Here is a 26,495-nt window from a genome sequence, read left to right as displayed (position 1 = left end):
ACGAAGCCGCCGTTCCCCGAGAGGAGCGGCGGCTTCGCCGTTGCCCTGGCCAGTTCAGGGGGGCGCCGGTACCTTGCGCCGCGATGCGACGCCGAGCGAGGAGTGGCCATGCCGGACCAGCAGCCAGCCCCGGAACCCGTTCCCGCCGACCGGTTGCGCTTCGAGCTGCCGCCCCGGCACGCGGACCCGGCCGACGAGCGGGCGTACCGCAAGGAACGGCTCGCCGGGGCGCTGCGGCTGTTCGGGCGGCTCGGGTACGAGGACGGGGTCGGCGGGCACGTCACCGCGCGGGACCCCGAGTCCGAGGACCGCTACTGGGTGAACCCCTTCGGCCGGGCCTTCGCCGGGCTGGGCGCCGACGACCTGCTGCTGGTCGACGGGGACGGTCGGGTGCTGCTGGGGGAGCGGCGGGTCAACCAGCTGGCGTTCGCCGTGCACGCGGCCGTGCACCGGGCCCGGCCCGAGGTGGTGGCGGTGGTGCGCACGCGGGCCCCGTACGGCGGGGCGCTGGCCGCCCTCGGCGAGCTGTTGGCCCCCGTGACCCGGGAGGCCTGCGCCTTCTTCGAGGACCACGCGCTCCTCGACGAGTACGCCGAGGACGGTGACGGCGAGCGGATCGGCCGCGCGCTCGGCCCGTACAAGGCGCTGATCCTGCGCAACCAGGGGCTGTTGACGGTCGGGGACTCCGTGGACGCGGCGGCCTGGTGGTTCATCGCGGCGGAGCGGGCCGCGCAGGTGCAGCTGATCGCCCGGGCCGCCGGGAAGCCGGTCCCCGTCGACCGCCGCGCCGCGCTCGCCACCAGGGAGCGGTTCGGGACGGACCTCGCGGCCTGGGTGAGTTACCAGCCGCTCTGGCAGAGCGTCGCGCCGTAGGCCCGGCCTCGCGCCGCCGGACGGGTGACGTCAACATCATGAACGGTTAATCACCTGCTCTGACATCGTGCGCAATCCGGAGCACCGGCGCAGTGGTGCACAATTCGCTGGCATTGCACCGGAGTTCAGAGAGGCGGCACGCACGTGGCTGTCCAAGAGATCCCCAGAAGTACCCACGGTGGCGCCTGCACCTGCGACGACTGCCCCCACGGCGCCAGGGAGGGACACCGCCGGGCGGTGGCCGCCTTCCTGGAGAAACGCGAGGAGTTCGCCGCCGGGCAGGGCCTGCCCGCCGCCGTGTCCCGATCCGCCGGCGCCTCCCGCCAGTGGGTCTCCGACGAGCTGACCCTGTCCGCCCGAACGGTCGCCGACCGGGGCCGCGAGGCCGGGCACTCCTGGCTGTACCTGTTGTCCCGGCGGGCCGTCCTCGCCCTGTGGATCGCCGCCGGGGTGCTGCTGCTGGTCCAGGTCGGCACCGCGCTGGGCGCCGGCTGGTCGTCGGCGCGCACCGCCGGACTGCTGGCCGCGCTGGTGCTGGTCGCGCTGCTCACCGTCGGATCCCGGGCCCAGTCGCTGCGCGGCGGGCTGTTGGCCCCGCTGGTCGGCGAGGACAACCGGCTGTCCACCTCCAAGGCGGTGCCGAGCGCCTGGCTGGTGCTGATCGCCTTCTCCACCCTGCTGCCCGCACTGCGGCTGGCCGTCTCCTCACCGGGACCCGAACGCGACGCCCTGTACGAGGGGCTGGCGCTCGGGCGGGCGCTGCCGTTGCTGGCGGTGCTCGGGCTGACGTCGGGGGTCGCGGTGCTGGTGCGTCGCGTGGTCGCCGTACGGATCATGGGTCAGCGGCTGCAGAAACTGCCCGCCGACCGGCCCTCGGGCGCCGACCTGCTGACGGACGACGCGGGCCGGGGGAGCCTCGCGGACGCCCAGTACGTGCTGGTCTCCACGGTGGTGCTGGCCTTCGCGGCGGTGTCGCTGGCCCGCTTCCCCGACCGGCTGCCCCGGCTGCCGTGGGCGCTGGCCCTGCTGGTGGCCCTGTCGGCCGCCGTGTACCTCGCGGCGAAGTACGCCGAGGGCAGCCGCCCGCTGGTGCTGTCGGTGGTGCGCAGACGGGAGCCCGGGGACCTGGACGCGGCCGTCCGCCCCGGGGACGACATCGAGATCCGGGGCGTCGGCTTCGTACCGCCCGGCGCGCAGACACCGGAGATGCTGGCCCGCCTGGTGGTGCGGATCGGAACGGTCCACGTGCACGTGCCGTTGGTGCCGGTGGCCGGAGGGTTCACCAACCCGTCCGACGTGGTGCTGACCGTGCCGGTGCCGGCGGAGGTGGAACCGGGGCGCGTCGACGTCCAGGTGGTGACCGCCGCCGGAGTGGAATCCAACCGCTGCGGCATCGACGTGGCGGAGTGAACGGCGACGGGGTAGACATGGGGCGTGACCCGAACTGACGTCCCTTCCGGTGCCGCCCCCGGACTGCGGGAACTCGCCGCCCGGCACGCCCTCCTCCCCCTGCGGATCTTCCTCGGCGTGACCTTCGTCTACGCGGGCCTGGACAAGCTGACCGACCCCGCGTTCCTCTCCGCCGGCGGTGACGGCTCCATCGGCGGACTGATGCGCGGCGTCCGCGACACCTCCGCGATCCCCGCCCTGGTGGACCTGGCGCTCAAGGCGCCCGTCGGCTTCGCCGTCACCCTGGCCATCGGCGAGATCCTGGTGGGCCTCGGGGTCCTGGCCGGACTGCTGACCCGGATCGCCGCCCTGGGCGGGGCGTTGATCGCGCTCAGCCTGTGGCTCACGGTCTCCTGGGCGGTCACCCCGTACTACTACGGCAACGACCTGATCTACCTGATGGCCTGGACCCCGCTGATCCTCGCGGGGGCGCCCTACCTGTCGCTGGACTCCGTGATCCGCTCGCGCCGGTCCCGGCGCACCGCGTAGGTCACCACCCCGACGACGGCCGCGAGGGCGAGGCCGCCCACGGCCATCGGGACCACGGCGAACCAGGGCAGGTCCACCTCGCCGGCCGCGTCCAGCAGGCAGAGCGTGCCCGCGGTGAGCAGGACCAGCCCCGCGATCAGCCGTCCCGGCTGGAACTCATGACGCCGCACGGGCCACCTCCACCTGTCCCACACCCGCTTCGAGGTGCAACTCGATCGTTCCGCCGGCCTCGGTGCCGGCGGCGGGGAGCAACGTCTCCAGCCGGTGCTCGCCACCGGTCTTGACGCGTACGTTCCCGCCGGTCTCGCCGGGCAGCCGCAGGTCGCCCAGCCGGATCGTCAGGTCCGACCGCGCGGTGACCTCACGGGGCACCAGCACCTTCAGCCGGCCCGCGTCGATGGAGGCCCGGACGGCCAGCGTGGTGCCCTTCGGCACGTCCAGCCGGCTCAGGTCCAAGGTCGCGAGCCCCGTGCCCGCCGCGTACGAGGGCCGCACGTCGGCCACCGCGGCGGGCCGCCACGAGACGTCCCGCCAGTCGGTGCCGATCTCCTTCGGCAGGGCGCCCGCCACCGCCAACAACCCGGCGGTGATCAGGGACAGCAGCACGGTGCCGAAGCCGGTGCGGCCCTTGACCGAGCTGACGGCCAGCCCCAGCCCGAAGACGACCAGCGCGCCGGCCAGCCCCACCGTGAGCGCGTGCGAGAGCGTGCTGCCCTCCCACACCGACGCGGTGGCGACGGCCCCGCCGAACAGAGCCAGCACGAAGACCCGCCCGCCGATGCCGCCCCGCCCGACCGTCCGGGAAACCTTTGCGGCGGGCGTCGGCGCCCGGTCCGCGGGGGCGTCCACGTCCGCCGGACCCCACAGGTACCCGGTGGCCCCCACGGGACCCGTCGTACCGTCCTTGACCAGCGGGTCCCGCCACCAGGACGGGCTGCCGGGCGAGGGCGGCGCCTGTGTCTCGGGCGGCGGCACCGGCCGGTGCGCGGGCGGAACCTCCGCTTCGGGCGCCGTGGTCGGCCGCCGCCGGGACCAGTACGAGGCCCCGCCGAGCGCCAGGATCACCAGGATCGAGAACACCCCGAGCCCGCCGTTGTCCGCCATCGACAGGAACAGCGCGCAGCCCACCAGCGCCGTGAACAACGCCGCCAGCGTCGCCCCCTCCACCCGGCCCGTCAGCAGCTTCTTCGCCTCGGACTCCTCGTCGCCGTCCTGGGGGAGCAGCAGCCAGGCGAACCCGTAGAAGATCAGGCCGACGCCACCGGTCACGGCGAGGACGGCCAGCACGATCCGGAACACCACCGGGTCCAGGTCGAAGTACCGGCCGAGGCCCGCGCACACGCCGGCGAGCACCTTGTCGCGCCTGCCGCGCCGCAGGGGAGGGTGTTCGGGAGGGGCGGGAGCCCCGGAATCCGCCGGCGGGGCCTCGTGTACTTCGGTCATGCGTCCATGGTGACGGGCCGTCCGCCCCCGGGGCATCCGGCCCGACCCTGGGACAACCCTGATATCCCCCCGATCGAAGTGGGGGGCCGCCCTGATGCCCCGCGCCCGCCGACCGTGTGACCATCGGTGACATGCCCGCCGCAGCCGCCCCCCGCATCCCGCACGTACAGGAGCCCCCACCGGGCTCCGAGGCACCGCCCCGCAAGCTCTACCGGAGCGCCGACGGGCGGATGCTCGGCGGAGTCGCGCGCGGGCTCGCCGGACACCTCGGGCTGCCCGTCGTCTGGGTCCGCCTCGCGTTCCTCGGCCTGTTCATGTGGGGGGACGGCCTCGGCATCCTGCTGTACGCCGCGTTCTGGGTCTTCGTACCCCTCGGCATCGGCGGGCGCACCGGACACCGCTCCTACTTCGAGACCCTCGCCGACGGCAGCCGGCGCCTGCGCAAACCCGACAAGGGGCAGATCACCGCGCTGATCGCGCTGTGCGTGGGCGCGGGCATCTTCTTCTCCCAGCTGCGGGTCGGCGGCGCCAACGGCCGCTACATCTGGCCGACGTTGCTCGTCGGCGCCGGCGTGGTGCTGGTCTGGCGGCAGGCCGACAACGCCCGCCGCGCCCACTGGAGCGCCGCCGCCGGACGGCACGGCCGGCTGCTCCAGGCCGGCCGGGCGCTCGCCGGCGTCGTGCTGGTCTGCGTGGGCCTGACCGTGTTCATCGTCGTCCGGGGCTCCGCCGCCCAACTGGGCAACGTCCTCACCGCCACCCTCGCCGTCCTCGTCGGCGTCGCCCTGCTCGCCGGCCCCTGGCTGATCCGGATGACCCAGGACCTCTCCGAGGAACGCCTGATGCGCATCCGCGCCCAGGAACGCGCCGAGGTCGCCGCCCACGTCCACGACTCGGTGCTGCACACCCTCACCCTGATCCAACGCAACGCCGAGGACGTCGGCGAGGTCCGCCGCCTCGCCCGCGCCCAGGAACGCGAACTGCGGAACTGGCTGTACAAGCCCGAGGGCACCGGCAAGGACGAGGCCGAGGAACCCACCACCCTCGCCGACGCCGTGAAGCGCACCGCCGCCGAGGTCGAGGACCACCACGGCGTCCCCATCGAGGTCGTCGTCGTCGGCGACTGCCCGCTCGACGAGAAGCTGGCCGCCCAGATCCAGGCCGCACGCGAGGCGATGGTCAACGCCGCCAAGTACGGTGGCGAGGGCGGACCGGTACAGGTGTACGCGGAGGTCGAGGGCCGCACCGTGTTCGTGTCCGTACGGGACCGCGGACCCGGATTCGACATCGACGCGGTACCGGACGACCGCATGGGCGTACGAGAATCGATCATCGGCCGGATGCAGCGCAACGGCGGGACCGCGCGACTGCGGTCAGCGCCCGACGGCGGCACGGAAGTCGAGCTGGAGATGGAGAGGGCGGCGAACGCAGCATGACCGAGGACAACGCGAACACCGGCGCGCCGACCGGGGGCGCCCCCGACGCCGGCCCGGGGAGGGTCCGGGTCGTGCTCGTCGACGACCACCGGATGTTCCGCACCGGCGTACAGGCCGAGATCGGCGAGACCGCGCGGACCGGAGTCGAGGTCGTCGGCGAGGCCGCGGACGTGGACCAGGCCGTCACCGTCATCACCGCCACCCGCCCCGAGGTGGTGCTGCTCGACGTGCACCTGCCCGGCGGCGGCGGGGTCGAGGTGCTGCGGCGCTGCGCCCCCCTGATGTCGGCCGCCGAGAACCCGGTGCGCTTCCTGGCGCTGTCGGTGTCGGACGCCGCCGAGGACGTCATCGGGGTCATCCGAGGCGGCGCGCGCGGCTACGTCACCAAGACCATCACCGGCGCCGACCTGGTGAACTCCGTCTTCCGGGTGCAGGAAGGGGACGCGGTGTTCTCCCCCCGACTCGCCGGCTTCGTGCTCGACGCCTTCGCCTCCACGGACGCGCCGCCCGTCGACGAGGACCTCGACCGGCTCACCCAGCGCGAGCGCGAGGTGCTGCGGCTGATCGCGCGCGGGTACGCCTACAAGGAGATCGCCAAGCAGCTCTTCATCTCGGTCAAGACCGTGGAATCCCACGTCTCGGCCGTGCTGCGCAAGCTCCAGCTCTCCAACCGGCACGAGCTGACCCGCTGGGCCACCGCCCGCCGCCTGGTGTGACGCGAGGGGATCCCGGGGCCCCGGCCCTGTGATCCACGACGCACCGGCCGGGGGGAACCGGGGCGGGCGCCGCAGGCCTCTTCGCCGGCGTGACGAGCCTGACCGGGACCCCCCTCTTCGTGACGGCGATCGCCCTCGTGGTGATCGCCGTGCTCCTGCCGCTGCTGCTGTGGGGCAAAGCCCGCGGGCCCGCCGTCGTACGCGTCGCCACCCGCGGCCTGATGGTGGTCTTCGCGCAGGTCACCGCGATCGCGCTGGTGTTCGTCGCGATCAACCGCGAGGAGCACTTCTACGCCTCCTGGGGCGATCTGCTCGGCACCGGGAAGTACGTCACCGCCGCCCCCGACCTCGGCCCGGACGGGCTCGGCGGCGCGAAGCCGGCCGAGGTGGCCCGGGAGCCCAAGGTCCGTCAGGAGTTCCGGCCCGTCGACGGCCTCGGCGGCCGCGTCCGCACGACCGAGCTCGACGGAAAGATCTCCGGGGTCAAGGGCGACGTCATGGTGTGGCTGCCGCCGCAGTACGACGACCCCGCCCACAAGGACCGCACGTTCCCCGTCGTCGAACTGATCCCCGGCATCCCGGGCACGGGCAAGTCCTGGTTCCAGGGGCTCAAGGCGCACGAGGTGCTGGAGCCGCTGATGAGGAACGGCACGGTGCAGCCGTTCATCCTGGTCTCGCCCCGCGCCATGCTGCTCGGCAACGGCGACACCGGCTGCGCCAACATCCCCGGCAAGGTCAACGCCGACAGCTGGTTCAGCGTCGATGTCCGCAAGATGGTCGTCGACAACTTCCGGGCCTCGGACGAGGCCCGGACCTGGGGCGTCGCCGGCTACTCGGCGGGCGCGTACTGCGCCGCCAAGCTGGCGATCCTGCACCCCGACCGCTACAGCGCGGCCGTCTCCCTGTCCGGCTACAACGACCCCGGCCAGGAGCCCAGCTCGCTGGTGGCCAAGGACCCCGAGCTGCGCCGCGCCCACAACCTGAAGGAGTTGCTCAAGGCCCGGCCCGCGCCGCCGGCGGTCGCGCTGTGGATGTCGGGCGCCGAGCACGACGGCTACCTGTCCGGGACGGACCTCAAGGCCCTCGCGCGGAACCCGACGACGGTGCACGCGGAGAGGATCACCGGCGGCCACAACCTGGAAGCCTGGTCCAGGCAACTGCCGCAGACCTTCGGCTGGCTCAGCCGGCAGGTCAAGGCGCCGTAGGAGCCCGTGGGCCCGCGTCTACGCGGGCCGAGAGGCGCCCGCCCAGGGCATCGAGTCCACCGGGGCCACCCGGACCGTCGAGCCGGGTCGCGGGGCGTGGATCATCTGACCGTTCCCGATGTACAGGCCGACGTGGGTCACCCCGGCGTAGAAGAAGACCAGGTCACCCGGGGCCAACTGGTCGCGGGAGACGCGGCGCCCGGCGTTGATCTGGGTGTAGGTGGTGCGGGGCAGCGCGACCCCGGCGGAGCGCCACGCGGCCTGGGTCAGCCCTGAGCAGTCGAACGAACCAGGCCCGGTGGCGCCCCAGACGTAGGGCTTGCCGATCGCCCCGTGCGCGAAGGCGATGGCCCGCGCGGCCCGCGAACCGTCGGCGGGCGCCGGCGCGGCGCTCCGCGCGGCGACCGGTGACACCGCTCCGGCCGGCGCGGCCGCGGTGGCGGTCGTCGGCGCCGAGCGGGCCTCGTACGCCGCCCGCTCCTGCGCGGTGAGCTTGGCCAGCAGCCGCTTGGCGCCGGCCAGTCTGCCCTCGACGAGCGCCTTGGTCTCGGCGAGTTCGTCCCGCCGCCCGCGCAGGTCCGCCAGCCGCCCCGAGGCCTTCTCGCGCACCTTCGCGACCTGCTCCAACTGCGCCCGTACGGAGGCCACCTCGGCCGCGGTGCGGTCGCCGGTCCGGCTCAGGAACGCGGCCCGCTCCAGGTACTCCTGCGGGTCCTCGGCCATCGCCAGCTGGACCGCGGGCCCCAGGCTCCCGCTGCGGTACTGGCCGGCGGCGAGCGCGCCCAGCGCGCCGCGCGCGGTGTTGAGCCGGTCCGTCCTGCGGGCGGCCTCGTCGCGCAGGCCCGTCAGCGCCCGTTCGGCCTCGTCGGCCTTCTCCTTCGCCCCGTTGTACCGCTCGGTCGCCGCCTCGGCCTCCTCGTAGAGCCGGTCCACATCCGCCGCGACCTGCGCGGGAGTCTGACGGGGCTCGGCCTGGGAGACGCCTTCGAAGGCGGTGGCGGTGGCAGCGCCCGCGAGGGCGAGGGTGGTGGCCGCTGTCCGTACGGCGGGGCCGGAGAGCGGGCGCTGCCTGGGCTTTCGATGACTTGCCACGGGGGCGTCACGTCCTTCCGTTGGTCTTGGGGGAGGACGGTAAACCTGGAGGTAACGGCCCGATGACGAGATGACTCGAACCGACCGCAGTTGACCGGTCGGTGCCAGAGAAGGGCGATAAAGAGAGGGGCGATGGTCAGTCCGCCGCCCGCGCCGGCGGGGCCCGCAGCCCCGGGAAGGCCGTCCGGGCCTGCGTAGAGTGGGCGCATGGCCGCCACTCCCGCCGCTGAACCACCCCACCCCGACGTCGACCGGCTGGAACTCGTCGAGGTCCTCGCGGCGCTCGGGCACCCCGTCCGGCTGGAGATCGTGCGCAAACTCGCCTCCGGAGCGGAGGCGTCCTGCGGCGAGGTGGTGCCCGACCTGCCCCGGTCGAGCGTCACGCACCACCTCAGGACGCTGTACGAGAGCGGCGTGATCGCCCGCCGCCCCGCCGGACGCCGGCTCTACCTGGCCCTGCGGCGGGAGGACCTGGAGCTGCGCTTCCCGGGCCTGCTGGCGCTCGTGCTCGGCTGACCCGCTTCCGCAGGGGCCCGCCTCCGGACGGGTCCGGACAGGCCGGATACGGGCATATGCCGCCGATTTTTCGGGGCCGGGACCGGCTGTCGGTCCGGCCCCCTAAACTCGGAAGGCGATGAGCAGCCTCTTTGACGACAGTTTCCTGGCGGACCTCTCCCCCTCCGACGAGGTCCCGCCGCCGCCCGAGGATCACGCCGCCCCGGAAACGGGCGCGGACGACCTCTTCGGCGGCCGGTTCGACGTACCCGTGAGCGGGGACGCCTACTACCGCGACGGGGCGCCCAGACCCGTCATCGACCCGGTGGCGCTCCTGGACGGGCTCAACACCGAGCAGCGCGCCGCCGTGGTCCACGCGGGCTCCCCGCTGCTCATCGTGGCCGGAGCCGGCTCCGGCAAGACCCGGGTCCTGACCCACCGCATCGGACACCTGCTGGCCGCGCGCGGGGTCCACCCGGGACAGATCCTGGCGATCACCTTCACCAACAAGGCCGCCGGCGAGATGAAGGAACGCGTCGAGGGCCTGGTGGGCCCGCGCGCGAACGCCATGTGGGTCTCGACGTTCCACAGCGCGTGCGTGCGCATCCTGCGCCGCGAGTCGAAGCGCCTCGGCTTCACCTCGTCGTTCTCGATCTACGACGCGGCCGACTCGAAGCGCCTGATGGCGCTCGTCTGCCGCGACCTGGACCTGGACCCGAAGAAGTTCCCGCCGAAGGCCTTCAACGCCAAGATCTCGAACCTCAAGAACGAGCTCATCGACGAGGACGCGTTCGCGGGCCAGGCGGCGGACGGGTTCGAGAAGACGCTGGCCCAGGCGTACGCGATGTACCAGGGACGGCTGCGCGAGGCCAACGCCCTCGACTTCGACGACATCATCATGACGACGGTGCACCTGCTCCAGGCGTTCCCGGAGGTCGCCGAGCACTACCGGCGCCGCTTCCGACACGTCCTCGTCGACGAGTACCAGGACACCAACCACGCCCAGTACACCCTGGTGCGCGAGCTGGTCGGCACCGGCTACCCGGACCTGCCGCCCGCCGAGCTGTGCGTGGTGGGCGACGCCGACCAGTCGATCTACGCCTTCCGCGGCGCGACCATCCGCAACATCCTCCAGTTCGAGGAGGACTACGCGGACGCGACGACGATCCTGCTGGAGCAGAACTACCGCTCCACGCAGACCATCCTGTCCGCCGCCAACGCCGTCATCGAGCGCAACGAGAACCGCCGCGCGAAGAACCTGTGGACCGAGGCCGGCACCGGCGCGGTCATCACCGGCTACGTCTCGGACACCGAGCACGACGAGGCGCAGTTCGTCGCCGACGAGATCGACCGACTGACCGACGCCGGGGACGCCAAGGCGGGCGACGTCGCGATCTTCTACCGCACGAACGCGCAGTCCCGCGTCTTCGAGGAGATCTTCATCCGCGTCGGCCTGCCCTACAAGGTCGTCGGCGGCGTCCGCTTCTACGAGCGCAAGGAGGTCCGCGACGTCCTCGCGTACCTGCGCGTCCTGGCGAACCCGGAGGACAACGTCCCCCTGCGCCGCATCCTGAACGTACCCAAGCGCGGCATCGGCGAGCGCGCCGAGGCGATGATCGACGCCCTCGCGATGCGCGAGAAGATCACCTTCCCGCAGGCGCTGCGGCGCGTGGACGAGGCGTTCGGCATGGCCGCGCGCTCGACCAACGCCGTGAAGCGGTTCAACGTGCTGATGGAGGAACTGCGGACCATCGTGGAGTCGGGCGCGGGCCCGGCGGTGGTGCTGGAAGCGGTGCTGGAGCGGACGGGCTACCTCGCCGAGCTCCAGGCGTCGACCGACCCGCAGGACGAGACGCGGATCGAGAACCTCCAGGAACTCGCCGCCGTGGCGCTGGAGTTCGAGCAGGCCCGCGCGGCCGACACGCAGACCCCGGTGGCCGATGCCGATGCCGGTGTGGATGTGGACGCCGACGCGGACGTGGACGCCGCCGCTGCCGCGGCCGGTCCCGGACCGGGCACGCTCGCGGAGTTCCTGGAACAGGTCGCGCTCGTCGCGGACTCCGACCAGATCCCCGACGAGGACACCGACGGCAGCGGCGTCATCACGCTGATGACCCTGCACACCGCCAAGGGCCTGGAGTTCCCGGTGGTCTTCCTGACCGGCATGGAGGACGGGGTCTTCCCGCACATGCGCGCGCTGGGGCAGACCAAGGAACTGGAGGAGGAGCGACGCCTCGCGTACGTCGGCATCACGCGGGCGCGCGAGCGGCTCTACCTGACGCGCTCCTCGATGCGCAGCGCCTGGGGCACGCCCTCGTACAACCCGCCGTCACGCTTCCTGGAGGAGATCCCGACCGAGTACCTCACGTGGAAGCGCACGGGCGCGACCCAGAAGCCGGCCGGACCGATGCGGAGTTCGGGCTACGGATCGGGCTCCTCGGGCGGCTCCGGTTCCAGGAGCTCGTTCGGGACCTCGCCCGAGTCGTTCCTGTCCTCGTCGCGTACCAAGTCGGGCCCCTCGGGGTTCGCCACGCGGCGCGCCGCCGACAAGCCCGTCATCACGCTGGTGGTCGGGGACCGGGTCACGCACGACCAGTTCGGGCTGGGCACGGTCATGGAGGTCAAGGGCGCCGGCGCGGACGCCCAGGCCACCATCGACTTCGGGGACGACAAGCCGAAGCGGCTGCTGCTGCGGTACGCGCCGGTACAGAAGCTCTAGCGGCGGGCGGCGGGCGGCGGGCGCGGACCGCGGGCGACCGGCCGGGCCGGGTCCACCCGCGGGCGCCGGTGGGAAGGGCCGGGCTCAGCTCGGGTCCAGGCCGTGGCTGCGCAGCCACGCCTGGGGATCGATCGGGGAGCCGCCGCCGGGCCTGACCTCGAAGTGCAGGTGCGGGCCGGTGGAGTTGCCGGAGTTCCCGGAGTACGCGATCACGTCACCGGCCTTGACCTTGCCGGACCGGATCTTGGTGCTGCTGAGGTGGCAGTACCAGGTCTCGGTTCCGTCGGGCGAGGTCAATATGGCCATGTTCCCGTAGGCGCTGTTGAACTGGGTGCGCACGGTGCCGTCGGTGGCGGCCATGACCGGAGTGCCGTACGAGACCGGGAAGTCGATGCCGGTGTGCACCGACATCCACATGCCGCCGGCCTGGCCGAAGCCCGCGCTCAACCCGTGCTGGGCGACCGGGACGGCGAACTTGGGGCGGGCGGCCTCCTTGGCCGCTGCCTCCTCGGCGCGCTTCTTCTTCTCTTCCAGCTGGCGTTCGCGGAGGTCGATGCGCTCCTGGGTGCGGCTCGCCCGGTCGGCGAAGTCGCCGGCGTCGGCGCTGAGCGCGGCCAACTGCGTGTCGAGCTTGTTGTTCGCGGCGACCGGCTTCACCGAGGCCGGGTCCGGCGCCGCCATCGTGACGGGTTCCTCGGCGGGCTTCTCCGCGCCACCGGTGAGCCCACCGACGGACGCGGCGGCGACCCCGGCGACCCCCATCACGCAGGCGGAGGGAACGGCCACCGTCAACAAGGCGGAACGCTTCGCCGGAGTGCGGCGCCGGCTGTTGCCGCCCGCCCTCGCGGAGTTCTTGACGGCGCCCTTGGCGGGAGCGGCGGCGCGGCGCGTGCCCCGCGGCTCGTTCTCCGCGCGGGGGGTCACGGGCATGGCCTGGGTGGGCATGTCGTGCACGGCGCCCCGCGGTTGTGACTCGTCGTCCGGGAGCGCGTCGGGGACGGCCTCGAAGACGGCGGTGTCGGCGGCGTGCAGATCGTCGGTCGCGTAGGGATCGGCGCCCGCGTACGGATCGCCGCCCGGGTACGGGTCGCCGCTCGGGTACGGATCGGCGACCGTGATCGGGACGACGGTCGTGGCCTCGTACGCGGGCTCGTAGCCGGCCTCGTACGCGGGGGAGTCCGCCGGGGCGGCCGGCGTGGTGTCGTAGCCGTAGGTGTACGCGTATCCGCCGTCGGGCTGGGGCGGGTACTCCTGGACACCCGCGTTGACCGTCGTGGCGCCGGTGAGGTCGTTCGTGACGGCCCCGCCGTTCCACGCGGTGGCGTCGTAGGCGCCGGTGTCCTGGCCGTAACCGGTGAACGTGGACCACTGGCCGGTCTGCTCCGCGCCGCCGGACTCGTAACCGACGGACGTCGGTTGGTAGTCGGGGCCGGCGGAGTTCCAGGCGCTCGCGTCCCACTGCCCGGTGGTGTCCTCGGGGACGCCCTGGGTGGGGACGGTCGACAGGTAACTCTCCTGCGAGGCCCAGGCGGTGGCGTCGTACGTACCGGTGGACTCGTACGAGCCATAGGCGTCGTAGGTGCCGGATACACCGTAGTTGTAGCCCTGGCCCTGCGTTTCGTAGGAAACATAGGGCTGGTCACCAGCGAAAGCGGTGGTGGAAAGGCCGTCGTACCCGGTTTCGGGGTACTGGCCCGACGGGGGGCGGTCGTTCACCAACTTCTCTTTCGCCTCGGCGGTGGGGGGCCTGGGTGGCCGGTGAACTCAAGGTTCACCGGAGGAGAGCAGTGGCGCGACTGTACCCGTCGGTCACAGGCAACGACAATCTTCGGCGGAGGTCGGTATCGCGGGAACCGGGCATTCGGCCGCCTTTCGGTCGCACAAAGACGCAGCCTTGGCCTTGAGTTCGAAATGTGTTCGACTCCAAGGGCGGAATGTGTGAGAGGTCCCCCTCCGCGAAAGCGCCCGGTGGGGAGGGTGCGACGAGGATCGAGTGGCCCGTCGTCACCGTGTGTCAGAGCGGAGCCACCGGTTCCGGTGCGGGTGGCGCCGGTTCGCCGGTTTCGTCCCGGATCCCGGTGTGTCGTGGCACTGTTCGTCGGGGGCTCAGATGGCCACGCTGCCCTCGGCTCCCGGATCGGGGGCGTTGTCGGGGGTCTGGTGAGGGGTCTGGTTGGCGGCCCGGTCGGTGGTGTGGCTTGGGGTGTGGTCGGTGGCGCGGCTTGCGGTCCGGTCGGCGGTGCGGCTTGGGGTGTGGTCGGTGGCGCGGCTTGCGGTCCGGTCGGCGGCTTGGTCGCCTGTGTGGGACTGGGCCGTCAGGTCGTCGAGCGCTCGACGCACCGCGGCGATCACGGTGGGGTGGACCGCGAGGGCCAGGTGCCCGATACCGGTGACCAGCACGTTCTCCGCGTCCAGGTCCGGATGTTCGATGCGGGCGGTCCCGGTCGGCGCCATGATCGCGTCGAACTCGCTCCAGAACGCCACGCACCGGGTCCGGCAGCCGGGAGAAGGCGCGGCCAGTTCGGCCATCACCGCGGAGCCGGGTCGCATCTGGCGCACCAGTGGATGCGCGTTCATGAAGGGGGCCACACGCGTGCCGGCGTGCGGGGTGCCCAGCGTGACGAGCGTCCGCACGCGGACGTCACCGCCGAGCCGCTGGACGTAGTACCGCGCGACCAGTCCGCCGAGGCTGTGCCCCACGAGGTCCACGCGCTCCTGCCCGCTGCGCTCGCACAGGTCCTCGACGCGACGGGCGAGATGGCGGGCGGTGGCGCGCAGATCCCGGGTGAAGGGCGAGTAGTTGTACGTCTCCACGCGCCGCAGTCCGTCCGCCCCGAGCGCGCGCCGCAGCAGGACGAAGATCGAGCGGTTGTCGTTGAAGCCGTGCAGCAGCAGGACGGGCGGGCGCTGCCCGCAGGCCCCGGCGGCCGGCCCGGCGGCCGGCCGCTCCTCCCGTAACCCGGTGGGATACAGCAGCAGGTGCCCCGTGAGCACCACGGCCTCCAGTGCGACGGCGCGCAGGGCGGCCCCGGAGGCGACCAAGGACAGGGGGAGGGGCAGCGAGAGCGGGAAGGGCCGGGGTGGGGGCGGCGGTGAGGACGGCGACGGGGACGGCCGTGGGGGTGGGGACGGGCGGTTCGGGGCGGCGGACACCGCGACCGCGCCCGGCACCGATCCCGAAACGGAGGCCGACGTCGGCGCGGGCCCCGGTACGACCGTCGGCACGGACCTCGACACGGACCTCGGCGCGGACCTCGGGACGGGATACGGGACGGGATGTGGGACGGGATGCGGGAGGGACGGCGGCGTGCTCGACAGCCCCATGAACGGCCTCCCCTGGGCCTCTTGGGTACGTGGCTGGGTACGCGGCCGTACTGCCGATATGGCCCCACCGCCGTGCCGGGCGGCTGTCGGCGCGGTGGTGGGGCGCCTCGGTGCGGTGAATCAATGGCGTCCCACGTGTGATTTCCCCCTCCTGGTTGACCGCGAAACGGCGGCGTGCGCGATGCTGTACTTAACGTTCGTTCACTCGGGAGGCAGTGCGATGGGTGTGACCGGTCCGATCCGTGTGGTGGTGGCCAAGCCGGGTCTCGACGGCCACGACCGCGGCGCCAAGGTGATCGCGCGTGCGCTGCGGGACGCGGGCATGGAGGTCATCTACACGGGCCTCCACCAGACCCCCGAGCAGATCGTCGACACCGCGATCCAGGAGGACGCCGACGCGATCGGCCTGTCGATCCTCTCGGGCGCGCACAACACGCTGTTCGCGCGCGTGCTTGAGCTCCTCAGGGAGCGCGACGCGGAGGACATCAAGGTCTTCGGCGGCGGGATCATTCCGGAGGACGACATCGCCCCCCTCAAGGCCAAGGGCGTGGCCGAGATCTTCACCCCGGGCGCCACGACGACGGCGATCGTGGACTGGGTCAACGGCAACGTGCGCCAGGCCTGAGCCGTTCCTCTCGGCCCGTGCGGGGCCGGCGGTAACCCGCGGCGCGTCATGGGCGCGTTGGTGGGGCGTTGCCGGGTCCGGTATGTCCGGCGATGCCCTGCGGTGCGTGCTGGGGTTCTTGGGGGCGCGTTGCCCGGGGCCCGGCGTGTCCGGCGATGCTCTGCGGTGAGTGTTCGGGTTCTTGGGGGCGCGTTGCCAAGGGCCCGGCACGCCCGGTCTGGCCGGCAGCGCGATGAGCCCCCGCCCGGGCCGGGCCCCCTGAGGCGGCCGGTCCGTCCGACCCCGCTCCACCCCGTGCCGGATCCGCCCGTACGGCCCGACCCGGCGTCGGCCGGACTGCCTTTCGACGCGCCTGCCCGTCGGCCGGAACGTCCGCTGGTGCCACTGCCCGTCGGCCGGGACCTCCGTCGTTCCCGCTGCCCGTGGGCCGGGATGTCCGTCGTTCCCACCGATCGTCGGCCGGGATGTCCGTCGGTTCCGCTGCCCGTGGGCCGGGATGTCCGTCGTTCCCACCGATCGTCGGCCGGGACGTCCGTCGGTTCCGCTGCCCGTCGGCCGGGACGTCCGCCGGTGCCACTGCCCGTCGGTCGGGACGTCCGTCGTTCCCACTGCTCATCGGCCGGGACGTCTGTCGGTCCCACTGCCCGTCCGTCGGAACGTCCGTCGGTCCTACCCGGCCTCGATCTGCCCCGGCGTCGCGTCGATCCGGCGGCCGGTCGATCGGCATGACGGAGCTCCGCCTGGCCGGTCCGCGCCGCCCCCACGGCAAGGTCGGGCGGCGGGCCGGACGGAGGGTCGGCCGGACGGCGGTCAGTCGGGCGGGGTCAGTTCCGCGAGCATCGCCGCGCGCACCCGCAAGGTGGCCACCAGTCGCTGAAAGGCCTCCGCCCAGTAGGCCGCCGCTCCCGGCGACGCGTCCGGCGGGTCTTGCGAGGCCGCCGTCAGCGCTTCCAGGCGACCCGCTTCCGCCGGATCCAGGCAGCGCTCCGCCAGACCCATCACCCCGCTGAAACTCCACGGGTAGCTCCCGGCCTCCCGCGCCGTGTCCAACGCGTCGACCACCGCCCGTCCCAGGGTCCCCGCCCACGGCACCACGCAGACCCCCAACAACTGGAACGCCTCCGACAGGCCGTGGGCCCGGACGAACTCCGCCACCCACTCGGCCCGTTCGCCGTCGGGCAGGATCGACAGCAGCTTCGCCCGCTCCGCCAGCGACGCCGTACCCGGTCCCGCCGCGGGTGACGCGGAGGCCGAACCGAGCAACGCCTTCGACCATCCCGGATCACGCTGGCGCACCGCCGCCCGGCACCAGGCCGCGTGCAGTTCCTCCGCCCAGCCCTCGGCCACCGGCCATGCCACGATCTCCGCCGGGGTCAGCCCCCCGAACCGCCCCCGCCAGCAGGACAGCGGCGCGGCTTCCACGAGCTGCCCCAGCCACCAGGCCCGCTCCCCACGTCCGGCCGGCGGTCTCCTCACCACCCCGTCCCGGAGCATGCCCGCGTCGCAGTCGGCGGGTGGTTCCACCCCCTCGGGGCCCACACAGGCCAGGGCCCGCCGCGCCATCCGACCCGCCAGCGCCGAACCCGTCAACGCGGACAGCAGTTCGGCCGCCGTCGCCCGGACGTTGCGGCTCCGATCGCCCAGGGCCGACTCCAGGAACGCTTCGTCCGCCGGCGACAACCCGACCCGCAACGAGTCGAGGAACATCAGCCGGTCCTCGGCCCGCTCGGTGGGCCAGGTGGTCGTCAGCAGCCGGGTCGCCGCCGCCGGTTCACGGGCCCGTACGGCGCCCAACAGGGCCACCCGCTCGGCGAACAGGCCCTCTTCCCAGAGGCGTTCCACCCCCGCCCGGTCCGCCGGGTCGGGCAGCTCCCCGGCGCCTCCCGCCCCGCCGCGCAGCGCGAACCGCCAGTCCGGATTCAGCCGGGCCAGCCACAGGCCCCGCGCCCCGGTGAGGGCGAGGGCCGGCGGCCGCAGATCGGTCCGGGCCCGGGCTGCGTCCAGCAGCGCCGGTACGAGAGCCGCCGGCGCGCGGTAACCGTGGCGTCCGGCGGCCGCCAGCCACTGCGGCAGCAACTCCGTCAGATCCGGGGCGGCCCCCCGCCGCCCGCCGGACCCGCCCGCGGCGGTCCGGCCCGCCAGCAACCGCGCGAGCCGCCGGTTGGCGGCGTCCGGCGGCTCCGGTCGCGGATCGTGCGCCGCCGGCTCCGGCCTCGGGGCCGCCTCGGCCGGTCGCAGTCCGGCCCGGCGCCGTACGGTCTGCACGGCCGCCGCGTCCAGCAGGGCCTCCGGTGAGCCGCCCCGCCGCCCCGTGCCCAGCAGCGCGGCGCCGACCAGCGCGTCCCACTCCTCGTGTCCCGTGTCCATGCGACCCCCTCCCTCGTGATGTCCCCGTGCTGATGTCCCCGTGCTCCGGTCCCGCCCCCTCCGCGGGACCGGAGCAGTATGGTGATGTATCGCGTTAAATCACTCTTCAGCTGGCGTGGTTGTCGTCCATCAAAGCCCCCCGGCTTTCTCGTTCACACACGACGGCGCCCCCGCGCCGCCGTTCCCTCCCCAGCGCCGACGCTCCCCCGCGTCGATCGCCTCCTGCTCTTTCCCGTCGGTCCGACCCGGCCCCCCGGCCCGGTCAGACCAGCGGTATCGGCTCGGCCGATCCCGGCTGCCAGGCCGTCAGGGGCGTGAACCCGCGATGGCCGACCTCGCCGAACACCGTCACCGGGCCGCCGCCCGACAGCGCCGTCAACTGCCACAGGCCCGCTCTGGACCTGCTGCCCTCGGCGGGCAGGGGCACCGGCAGGGCGGACGTTCCCTCCCAGTCCGCCAGTTGCCAGACCGCCTCGCCCGGTATCGGCACCACCGGACCCAGCACCACCGGCCAGGACTCCAGCCAGGGGTCCTCCCGCAGGGCGGCCCCGTACGCCTCCAGGGCGGCCCCCGTACCGATCCCGGCCGGCGCCCCGACGCCCGGTATCGGCGCCGTCAGACGCTCCCCGAGGTCGACACGCAGCCCCGCGGAACCCGGTCGGAAGCGGGCTTGCGCCTCCCACGCCAGTCCGATCGGCAGCGCCAACCCCGGAGGCCGCCCCGGTGGACCGAAGTCCAGCACCAGCGCCGGACGGCCGCTCTCCTGCCCCCGCAGCCAGATCCGGCGGGTGGTCAGCCGCCCGTCCGGGGAAACCGAGTCGTACTGCGCCAACACGAGCCAGCGATCCCGTACGACCTCGCTCTCCGCGGACACCGGCAATCCCACCCGGCTCCTCGTCGTCGCGACCAACCGCTCCGGCAGCCCGGACACCCCCAACCAGGCCTTGTTCAGCAGGTGCAGCAGCGCGAACTCCTCAAGCATCCGGGCGGGCCAGCCGGGGCCGCAACCGGGTATTGTCCCCAACTCCCGCACCCGCGCGGCCAGTCCGGGGGCCTGGGCGTCCACCATCCGCGCCGCGGTCTCCTCCCAGCCCGCGTACCCCGCCCGTTCCTGCCCGGCCAGGCCTTCGTGCAGCAGATCGCCGAGCCGCCGCTCCAATTCGACGACCCCCGCCCCCACCCGGGCCGCCCGCCGCTCGGCCCGCCGGCGAGCCCCCTCCTCGTCCGTCGGCCCGGCCGGCCCGGCGGACGGCCGCGCGGCCTTCTCCGACCGCCCCGTCAGCCACTCCTGCGCCCAGTCCGGCGGCGCCGCCGGCTCGCCCACCCCTTCCGCCGCCCACAGCAGCAGCAGCCCCAGCGCGTGCTTGCACGGGAACTTCCTGCTCGGACAAGAGCACTTGTAGGCGGGACCCGTCAGATCCACGACCGTCCGGTACGGCCGACTGCCACTGCCCTTGCACGACCCCCACAGAGAACCGGAAGCGGAACCTCCGATCTGCGACCACGGACCCGCCTCACCCAGCCTTCCCCCCGCCTTTCTCGACGCATCGTCAGGAGCCAGAGCCAGTACCTGTTCCGCCGTCCAGCGGACCTCCTGCTCAGTCATGTGTTCCACCGTAGAGACCCCCACTGACAATCGCCCTGACCTGCAACGACTGTGCCGTCGGCGGGCGTTGTCAGTGGCGTGGTGCACCGTTGTCACAGCAGTCCGAGGCGGCTGCCGAGCATTGGAGGGGGACCATGAGCATGCCCGAGAACGGCACCGCTGCCGAAGTGCTGCGCCCGCACGCCGAAGACGCCTTCGCGCACGAACTGAAAGCCTTGGCCGCGGCCGACGACCGGCCCCGCCCGAGCCGCTGGAACCTCTCCCCGTGGGCCGTCGCGACCTACCTCCTCGGCGGGGAACTGCCCGACGGCACGGTCATCACCCCCAAGTACGTCGGCCCCCGCCGCATCGTCGAGGTCGCCGTCACCACCCTCGCCACCGACCGGGCCCTGCTCCTCCTCGGCGTCCCCGGCACCGCCAAGACCTGGATGTCCGAACACCTCGCCGCCGCCGTCAGCGGGGACTCCACCCTCCTCGTCCAAGGCACCGCGGGCACCCCCGAGGAGGCCATCCGGTACGGCTGGAACTACGCCCGCCTCCTGGCACACGGCCCCAGCAGGGAGGCCCTCGTGCCCAGCCCCGTCATGCGCGCCATGGCCGACGGCATGACCGCCCGCGTCGAGGAACTCACCCGCATCCCCGCCGACGTCCAGGACACCCTGATCACCGTCCTCTCCGAGAAGACACTGCCGATACCAGAACTCGGCCAGGAGGTGCAGGCCGTGGGCGGCTTCAACCTCATCGCCACCGCCAACGACCGCGACCGCGGCGTCAACGAGCTCTCCAGCGCGCTCCGCCGCCGCTTCAACACCGTCGTCCTGCCTCTGCCCGCCACCGCCGAAGCCGAGGTCGACATCGTCGCCCGGCGCGTCGACCAGATGGGCCGCGCCCTCGACCTGCCGGCCGTACCCGAGGGACTGGAGGAGATCCGCCGCGTCGTCACCGTCTTCCGCGAGCTGCGCGACGGAATCACCGGCGACGGCCGCACCAAGGTCAAGTCGCCCAGCGGCACCCTCTCCACCGCCGAGGCCATCTCCGTGGTCACCGGCGGCCTGGCACTCGCCGCCCACTTCGGCGACGGCGTCCTGCGCTCCTCCGACGTGGCCGCCGGAATCCACGGCGCCGTCGTCCGCGACCCGGCCGCCGACCGCGTCGTCTGGCAGGAGTACCTGGAAACCGTCGTCCGCGAACGCGACGGCTGGAAGGACTTCTACCGCGCCTGCCGGGAGGTGTCGGCATGAGCCCCGCGGCCGCCGGGCCCCTGCTGTTGGGCGTTCGACACCACGGGCCGGGCTCCGCCCGCGCGGTACGCGCCGCGCTCGACGCCGCCACGCCGCGCGCGGTGCTCATCGAGGGACCACCCGAAGGCGACGCCCTGCTGCCGCTGGCCGCCGAGCCCGGCATGAGACCGCCGGTCGCGCTCCTCGCGCACGCCGCGGACGACCCCGGCAGGGCCGCGTTCTGGCCGCTCGCCGGGTTCTCCCCGGAGTGGGCCGCCCTGCGCTGGGCGCAGGAACGAGACGTTCCCGTCCGGTTCATCGACCTGCCCGCCGCGCACACGCTCGCCGCCGCCCGGGATCCGCAGGCACCCGACCCCGACGCCGTACGGATCGACCCCCTCGCGGTCCTCGCCGAGACCGCCGGCTACGACGACCCCGAGCGCTGGTGGGAGGACGTGGTCGAGCACCGGGGCAGCGGAGCCGTCCGGGACCCCCGGGCGACCTTCGAGGCCCTCGGCGAGGCCATGGGGGCCCTGCGCGAGGCGTACGGGGACGGCGGGCACCCGAGCGACCGCGTGCGCGAGGCACACATGCGGCAGCGGATGCGCGCCGCCCGCAAGGAGTTCGGCGACGCCTACGCCGTGGTCTGCGGGGCCTGGCACGTCCCCGCCCTGCGCGCGAGGACCACCGCCGCAGCCGACAAGGCCTTGCTCACCGGGCTGCCCCGGGTCAAGGTGGAGACCACCTGGGTGCCCTGGACCCACCGCCGGCTCGCCCGGGCGGACGGGTACGGGGCCGGCGTCACCTCGCCCGGCTGGTACGCCCATCTCTTCGAGTCCCCGAACCGGCCCCTCGAACGCTGGCTGACCCGGGCCGCCGGGCTGCTGCGGGCCGAGGACCGGCAGGTCGGCCCGGCCCACGTCATCGAGGCGGTCCGGCTCGCCGAGACCCTGGCCGTCGTGCGCGGGCGCCCCGTGCCGGGACTCACCGAGACCCTCGAGGCGATACGGGCGGTGATGTGCGACGGCTCCGACGTCCCGCTCGCGCTGATCGAGGACCGCCTCGTCGTCGGCGACGTCCTCGGCGAGGTCCCCGACTCGGCGCCCGTCGTACCGCTCCAACGGGACCTGACCAGAGCGCAGCGCAGTCTGCGGCTCAAGGTCGAGGCGCAGGAACGGGACCTGGAACTGGACCTGCGCAAGGACACCGACGCGGCCAAGTCCCTCCTGCTGCACCGGCTGCGGCTGCTCGGGATCGACTGGGGGACGCCCACCGCCTCCCGCGGCAGCACCGGGACCTTCCGCGAGACCTGGCGGCTCCGCTGGGAACCGGAACTGTCGGTGCGGGTCGCGGAGGCCGGCATCTGGGGCACCACCGTCGTCGGCGCCGCCACGGCCAAGGTCGAGGCCGACGCGGTCGCGGCAACGGAGTTGGGCGAGGTCACGGCCCTGGCCGAGCGGTGCCTGGCGGCCGGGCTGTCCGAGGCGCTGCCCGCCGTGCTGCGGGCCCTCGCGGACCGGGCGGCACTCGCCACCGACGTGGCGCGGCTCGCCGAGGCCCTGCCGGCGCTGGCCCGTTCGCTGCGGTACGGGGACGTGCGCGGCACCGACGCGGCGGCCCTCGGCACGGTCGCGGCCGGCCTCGCCGACCGGATATGCGTGGCGCTGCCGCCCGCCTGCGCGGCGGGCCTGGACGCCGAGGGCGCGGCCGAACTGCGCGGGCACGTGGACGGGGTGCACGGTGCGATCGCGCTGCTGGAGGTGGACGGCCTGCCGGAGCGCTGGGCGACGGTGCTGCGGACCCTGGCCGGGCGGGGCGGCGTGCCCGGGACGATACGCGGCCGCGCCACGCGGCTGTTGCTCGACGACGGGCGGTTGCCGGCCGAGGAGACGGCGCGGCTCATGGGGCTGGCGCTGTCCCCGGCGGCCGTCCCGGCCGACGCGGCGGGCTGGATCGAGGGCTTCGCGGGCGGCGGCGCGGGCGGCGGCACGCTGCTGATCCACGACGACCGACTGCTGGGCCTGATCGACGGGTGGCTGGTGTCGGTGCCGGAGGGGACGTTCATCGATGTCCTGCCCTTGCTGCGCCGGACGTTCGGGGCGTACGAGGCGGGCGTGAAGAGGACTCTGGGCGAGCTGATCCGCCGCGGCCCAGGAGGCCGGTCCGGGAGGGACCGGGCCGGTGCGGGCCCCGAGGGCTTCGCCGCCGACCTGGACCCGGCACGGGCAGAAGCGGGGGCGGACCTGGCACGGCTCATCCTCGCGGCACCGGCGGCATGACGACGCCGACGCCGGGACGGGCGGGTCCGGCGGGGCGGGCGGGCCCGGTGAGGCGGGCAGGTTCGGTGTGGCGGGCGCGACGAAGGGGGACGGAGTGATCGGGGACGGGCCTATGGGGGACGGGCCTATGGGGGGCGGGCAATGGGGGACGGGTCGATGGGGAGGACGGGCAACATGACGACGACGGGGACCGGCCCGGCAGGGACAGCCTCGACGGGGACCGGTCCGGCGGAGACGCCCACGACGGGGACCGGCCCGGCAGGGACAGCCTCGACGGGGACCGGTCCGGCGGAGACGCCCACGACGGGGACCGGCCCGGCAGGGACAGCCGCGACGGGGGCCGGTCCGGCGGAGACGCCCACGACGGGGACCGGTCCGGCGGGACCCGGCCCGACGGGGGCCGGCGCGGTGGGGAGCCGCGCGGACGGGGGCGGCGCGGCGGACGGGGAGCGGCTGCGTCGCTGGCGGATGGTGCTCGGTGGGGGCGAGGGCGACGGGACCGGTCGGGCCCTCACCGGGCGGGACGCGGCGATGGACGCCGCCCTCGGCGCCCTGTACGGCGGCCCCGGCGCAGCCGGCAGCGGCAGGCCGCGGGGCGAGCGGTCCGCCGGTCTGGGCGGGTCGGCGCCCCGGGTGGCCCGCTGGCTCGGGGACATCCGTACGTACTTCCCGACCTCCGTGGTCCAGGTGATGCAGCGCGACGCCATCGAGCGGCTCGGCCTGTCCACCCTGTTGCTGGAGCCGGAGATGCTGGAGGCCGTCGAGCCGGACGTCCATCTGGTCGGCACCCTGCTCTCGCTGAACAAGGCGATGCCGGAGACGACCCGGGAGACCGCGCGGGCCGTGGTCCGCAAGGTGGTCGAGCAACTGGAGAAGCGGCTGGCGGCCCGCACGCGGGCCACGCTCACGGGCGCCCTGGACCGTTCGGCGCGGATCGGCCGCCCGCGCCACCACGACATCGACTGGGACCGGACGATCCGCGCCAACCTCAAGAACTACCTTCCCGAGCACCGCACGGTCGTTCCCGAGCGGCTGGTCGGATACGGCCGGGCCGCCCGGTCCGTGAAGAAGGAGGTGATCCTCTGCATCGACCAGTCCGGCTCGATGGCCGCCTCCGTCGTCCACGCCTCCGTGTTCGGCGCGGTGCTCGCCTCGATGCGCTCGATCGCCACCCGCCTCGTCGTGTTCGACACCGCCGTGGTGGACCTGACCGACCGGCTCAGCGACCCGGTGGACGTCCTTTTCGGCACCCAGCTCGGCGGCGGCACGGACATCAACCGGGCCCTCGCCCACTGCCAGTCCAAGATCACCCGGCCCGCCGACACGGTCGTCGTCCTCATCAGCGACCTCTACGAGGGCGGCATCCGCGACGAGATGCTCAAGCGGGTCGCCTCCATGAAGGCGGCCGGAGTGGAGTTCGTGGCCCTGCTCGCGCTGTCCGACGAGGGCGCGCCCGCCTACGACCACGAGCACGCGGCGGCGCTCGCCGCGCTCGGGGCGCCCGCGTTCGCCTGCACCCCCGACCTGTTCCCGGACGTGATGGCCGCCGCGCTGGAGAAACGGCCCCTGCCCCTGCCCTGAACCCCTTGGCCACCGGTGGCCTCAGGCGGCACACCGGTGGTCCACCGTCCGCCCCACCCGCCGTCCACCCCGGCGGACACCACCCGCTCATCCCCGGCCCATCGCGTCCGCACATCGGCAGATCACACGAACGCGCAGTTCAACCGTCAGGCGATCTGTGACAGGTATCACCGCTCAGGTGTGATCTGCGATTTAGGGACCCACGGCCCACGGGGATAACCTGCGGGACGGACATGCCGCGTCCACGGTCACCGTGTGCGCCTTCCTTGTGACAGCGCCGTCACGTTGCCCTCCGCGGCACGCCCACGCAGATAGCAGACAACCGCGAATCACTGCGAATCTTTGAAGACAAGGGACGGACGCGCGTGGACCTGTTCGAGTACCAGGCGAGGGACCTCTTCGCCAAGCACGGTGTACCGGTGCTGGCCGGTGAAGTGATCGACACGCCTGAGGCGGCGCGCGAGGCCACCGAGCGGCTGGGCGGCAAGTCGGTCGTCAAGGCGCAGGTGAAGGTCGGTGGCCGAGGCAAGGCCGGCGGCGTGAAGCTGGCGGCGACCCCGGACGAGGCCGTGGCCCGGGCGACGGACATTCTCGGGTTGGACATCAAGGGCCACACGGTCCACAAGGTGATGATCGCCGAGACCGCTCCCGAGATCCTGGAGGAGTACTACGTCTCGTACCTCCTCGACCGCACCAACCGCACCTTCCTGGCCATGGCCTCGGTGCAGGGCGGCATGGACATCGAGGAGGTCGCGGAGAAGACCCCCGAGGCCCTCGCGAAGGTCCCGGTCAACGCCAACGAGGGCGTGACCATCGAGAAGGCCCGCGAGATCGTCGCCCAGGCGAAGTTCCCGGCCGAGGTCGCGGAGAAGGTCGCCGAGGTCCTCGTGACCCTGTGGGCCACCTTCATCGCCGAGGACGCGCTCCTCGTCGAGGTCAACCCGCTCGCGAAGGTCGCCAACGGCGACGTCATCGCGCTCGACGGCAAGGTCTCGCTCGACGAGAACGCCGAGTTCCGCCAGCCGGGCCACGAGGAGTTCGTGGACCACGCGGCCGCGAACCCGCTCGAGGCCGCCGCCAAGGCGAAGAACCTCAACTACGTGAAGCTCGACGGCGAGGTCGGCATCATCGGCAACGGCGCGGGTCTCGTCATGAGCACCCTCGACGTCGTCGCGTACGCCGGTGAGGCGTACACCTCGGCGAATGGCGGCGGCGTCAAGCCCGCCAACTTCCTGGACATCGGCGGTGGCGCCTCCGCCGCCGTCATGGCCAACGGCCTGGAGATCATCCTCGGCGACCCGGACGTCAAGTCCGTGTTCGTCAACGTCTTCGGTGGCATCACCGCGTGTGACGAGGTCGCCAACGGCATCGTCCAGGCACTCCAGCTGCTGGCGGACAAGGGCGAGGCGGTCACCAAGCCGCTCGTCGTCCGCCTCGACGGCAACAACGCCGAGCTGGGTCGCAAGATCCTGTCGGACGCCAACCACCCGCTGGTGCAGCGCGTGGACACCATGGACGGCGCGGCCGACAAGGCCGCCGAGCTCGCGGCTGCGAAGTAAGGGCAGAGGTCACAGAC

The 26,495-nt window shown here is 73.5% G+C and carries 19 protein-coding genes and 1 pseudogene; 13 read left to right on the top strand and 7 right to left on the bottom strand.

Annotated elements, in window-relative coordinates; genetic code table 11:
- The first annotated feature begins 102 nt into the window (after nt 1–102).
- The 3 genes from ACIRO3_RS04045 to ACIRO3_RS04035 all read left to right on the top strand — a co-directional run bounded on the left by ACIRO3_RS04045 (nt 103) and on the right by ACIRO3_RS04035 (nt 2,811).
- Nucleotides 103–873, top strand: coding sequence for a class II aldolase/adducin family protein (locus ACIRO3_RS04045; RefSeq protein ID WP_404132100.1), 771 nt, complete (start codon nt 103–105; stop codon nt 871–873).
- 144 nt (nt 874–1,017) lie between these two features.
- Complete coding sequence (locus tag ACIRO3_RS04040) at nt 1,018–2,283, top strand: hypothetical protein (protein ID WP_404132097.1); 1,266 nt, start codon at nt 1,018–1,020, stop codon at nt 2,281–2,283.
- Between the two features lie 24 nt (nt 2,284–2,307).
- Nucleotides 2,308–2,811: a DoxX family membrane protein gene (locus tag ACIRO3_RS04035; RefSeq protein ID WP_404132094.1), complete on the top strand. Its 504-nt coding sequence runs from the start codon at nt 2,308–2,310 to the stop codon at nt 2,809–2,811.
- Here the strand turns inward: ACIRO3_RS04035 and ACIRO3_RS04030 are convergent.
- Together ACIRO3_RS04030 and ACIRO3_RS04025 are read right to left on the bottom strand one after the other, a co-directional pair.
- A complete protein-coding gene (locus ACIRO3_RS04030) occupies nt 2,757–2,981 on the bottom strand; it encodes a hypothetical protein (protein ID WP_361778160.1) in 225 nt (74 codons plus the stop codon). The two genes, ACIRO3_RS04035 and ACIRO3_RS04030, sit on opposite strands and share 55 nt — an antisense overlap.
- Nucleotides 2,968–4,254, bottom strand: coding sequence for a PspC domain-containing protein (locus ACIRO3_RS04025; RefSeq protein WP_404132090.1), 1,287 nt, complete (start codon nt 4,252–4,254; stop codon nt 2,968–2,970). The genes ACIRO3_RS04030 and ACIRO3_RS04025 overlap by 14 nt, the downstream gene beginning before the upstream one ends.
- Before the next feature lie 131 nt (nt 4,255–4,385).
- Between ACIRO3_RS04025 and ACIRO3_RS04020 the strand changes: the two genes are divergently transcribed.
- The 3 genes from ACIRO3_RS04020 to ACIRO3_RS04010 all read left to right on the top strand — a co-directional run bounded on the left by ACIRO3_RS04020 (nt 4,386) and on the right by ACIRO3_RS04010 (nt 7,611).
- The gene (locus ACIRO3_RS04020) at nt 4,386–5,690 is read left to right on the top strand and encodes a PspC domain-containing protein (RefSeq protein WP_404132087.1); all 1,305 of its coding nucleotides are present in this window, start codon (nt 4,386–4,388) and stop codon (nt 5,688–5,690) included.
- A complete protein-coding gene (locus tag ACIRO3_RS04015; protein WP_361778169.1) occupies nt 5,687–6,406 on the top strand; it encodes a response regulator transcription factor in 720 nt (239 codons plus the stop codon). Before ACIRO3_RS04020 ends, ACIRO3_RS04015 begins: the two co-directional genes overlap by 4 nt.
- 89 nt (nt 6,407–6,495) lie before the next feature.
- The gene (locus ACIRO3_RS04010; RefSeq protein WP_404132084.1) at nt 6,496–7,611 is read left to right on the top strand and encodes an alpha/beta hydrolase; all 1,116 of its coding nucleotides are present in this window, start codon (nt 6,496–6,498) and stop codon (nt 7,609–7,611) included.
- Nucleotides 7,612–7,629: 18 nt separating this feature from the next.
- Here ACIRO3_RS04010 and ACIRO3_RS04005 read toward each other — a convergent pair whose 3' ends face one another.
- Nucleotides 7,630–8,703: an NlpC/P60 family protein gene (locus tag ACIRO3_RS04005; RefSeq protein WP_404132081.1), complete on the bottom strand. Its 1,074-nt coding sequence runs from the start codon at nt 8,701–8,703 to the stop codon at nt 7,630–7,632.
- Nucleotides 8,704–8,910: 207 nt separating this feature from the next.
- Between ACIRO3_RS04005 and ACIRO3_RS04000 the strand changes: the two genes are divergently transcribed.
- Nucleotides 8,911–9,219, top strand: a complete 309-nt coding sequence (locus ACIRO3_RS04000) for a helix-turn-helix domain-containing protein (RefSeq protein ID WP_365998839.1) — start codon at nt 8,911–8,913, stop codon at nt 9,217–9,219.
- A gap of 118 nt (nt 9,220–9,337) precedes the next feature.
- Nucleotides 9,338–11,917: a DNA helicase PcrA gene (gene pcrA / locus ACIRO3_RS03995; protein ID WP_404132078.1), complete on the top strand. Its 2,580-nt coding sequence runs from the start codon at nt 9,338–9,340 to the stop codon at nt 11,915–11,917.
- 84 nt (nt 11,918–12,001) lie between these two features.
- Here pcrA and ACIRO3_RS03990 read toward each other — a convergent pair whose 3' ends face one another.
- A complete protein-coding gene (locus tag ACIRO3_RS03990) occupies nt 12,002–13,633 on the bottom strand; it encodes a peptidoglycan DD-metalloendopeptidase family protein (RefSeq protein ID WP_404132075.1) in 1,632 nt (543 codons plus the stop codon).
- 606 nt (nt 13,634–14,239) lie between these two features.
- Nucleotides 14,240–14,977: pseudogene (locus tag ACIRO3_RS03985) on the bottom strand (esterase/lipase family protein); the annotation flags it as partial.
- Nucleotides 14,978–15,461: 484 nt separating this feature from the next.
- Here ACIRO3_RS03985 and ACIRO3_RS03980 point away from each other — a divergent pair.
- On the top strand, nt 15,462–15,866 hold the full coding sequence (locus tag ACIRO3_RS03980; RefSeq protein ID WP_404132072.1) for a cobalamin B12-binding domain-containing protein: 405 nt from the start codon (nt 15,462–15,464) through the stop codon (nt 15,864–15,866).
- 810 nt (nt 15,867–16,676) lie between these two features.
- Here the strand turns inward: ACIRO3_RS03980 and ACIRO3_RS03975 are convergent.
- Both ACIRO3_RS03975 and ACIRO3_RS03970 read right to left on the bottom strand, forming a co-directional pair.
- A complete protein-coding gene (locus tag ACIRO3_RS03975) occupies nt 16,677–18,233 on the bottom strand; it encodes a DUF5691 domain-containing protein (protein WP_404132069.1) in 1,557 nt (518 codons plus the stop codon).
- Between the two features lie 262 nt (nt 18,234–18,495).
- A complete protein-coding gene (locus tag ACIRO3_RS03970; protein WP_404132066.1) occupies nt 18,496–19,839 on the bottom strand; it encodes an SWIM zinc finger family protein in 1,344 nt (447 codons plus the stop codon).
- Nucleotides 19,840–19,973: 134 nt separating this feature from the next.
- On the opposite strand from ACIRO3_RS03970, the gene ACIRO3_RS03965 reads away from it, so the two are divergent.
- The 4 genes from ACIRO3_RS03965 (at nt 19,974) to sucC (ending at nt 26,478) form a co-directional block, all read left to right on the top strand.
- Nucleotides 19,974–21,080 (top strand): AAA family ATPase, encoded by a 1,107-nt coding sequence (locus ACIRO3_RS03965; protein WP_365998846.1) that lies wholly within the window; start codon nt 19,974–19,976, stop codon nt 21,078–21,080.
- Nucleotides 21,077–23,338: a DUF5682 family protein gene (locus ACIRO3_RS03960; RefSeq protein WP_404132062.1), complete on the top strand. Its 2,262-nt coding sequence runs from the start codon at nt 21,077–21,079 to the stop codon at nt 23,336–23,338. Before ACIRO3_RS03965 ends, ACIRO3_RS03960 begins: the two co-directional genes overlap by 4 nt.
- A gap of 468 nt (nt 23,339–23,806) precedes the next feature.
- Nucleotides 23,807–24,919 carry a VWA domain-containing protein gene (locus ACIRO3_RS03955; RefSeq protein ID WP_404132367.1) on the top strand — a complete coding sequence of 371 codons (1,113 nt, stop codon included), beginning with the start codon at nt 23,807–23,809 and terminating at the stop codon, nt 24,917–24,919.
- Nucleotides 24,920–25,284: 365 nt separating this feature from the next.
- Nucleotides 25,285–26,478 carry an ADP-forming succinate--CoA ligase subunit beta gene (sucC, locus tag ACIRO3_RS03950; RefSeq protein WP_404132059.1) on the top strand — a complete coding sequence of 398 codons (1,194 nt, stop codon included), beginning with the start codon at nt 25,285–25,287 and terminating at the stop codon, nt 26,476–26,478.
- Nucleotides 26,479–26,495: the final 17 nt, after the last annotated feature.

This window comes from Streptomyces sp. NPDC102278 (assembly GCF_044766345.1).
GTDB lineage: Bacteria > Actinomycetota > Actinomycetes > Streptomycetales > Streptomycetaceae > Streptomyces.
The sequence above is the reverse complement of the archived record's forward strand: the minus strand, read 5'-3'. Positions and strand labels throughout refer to the sequence as shown.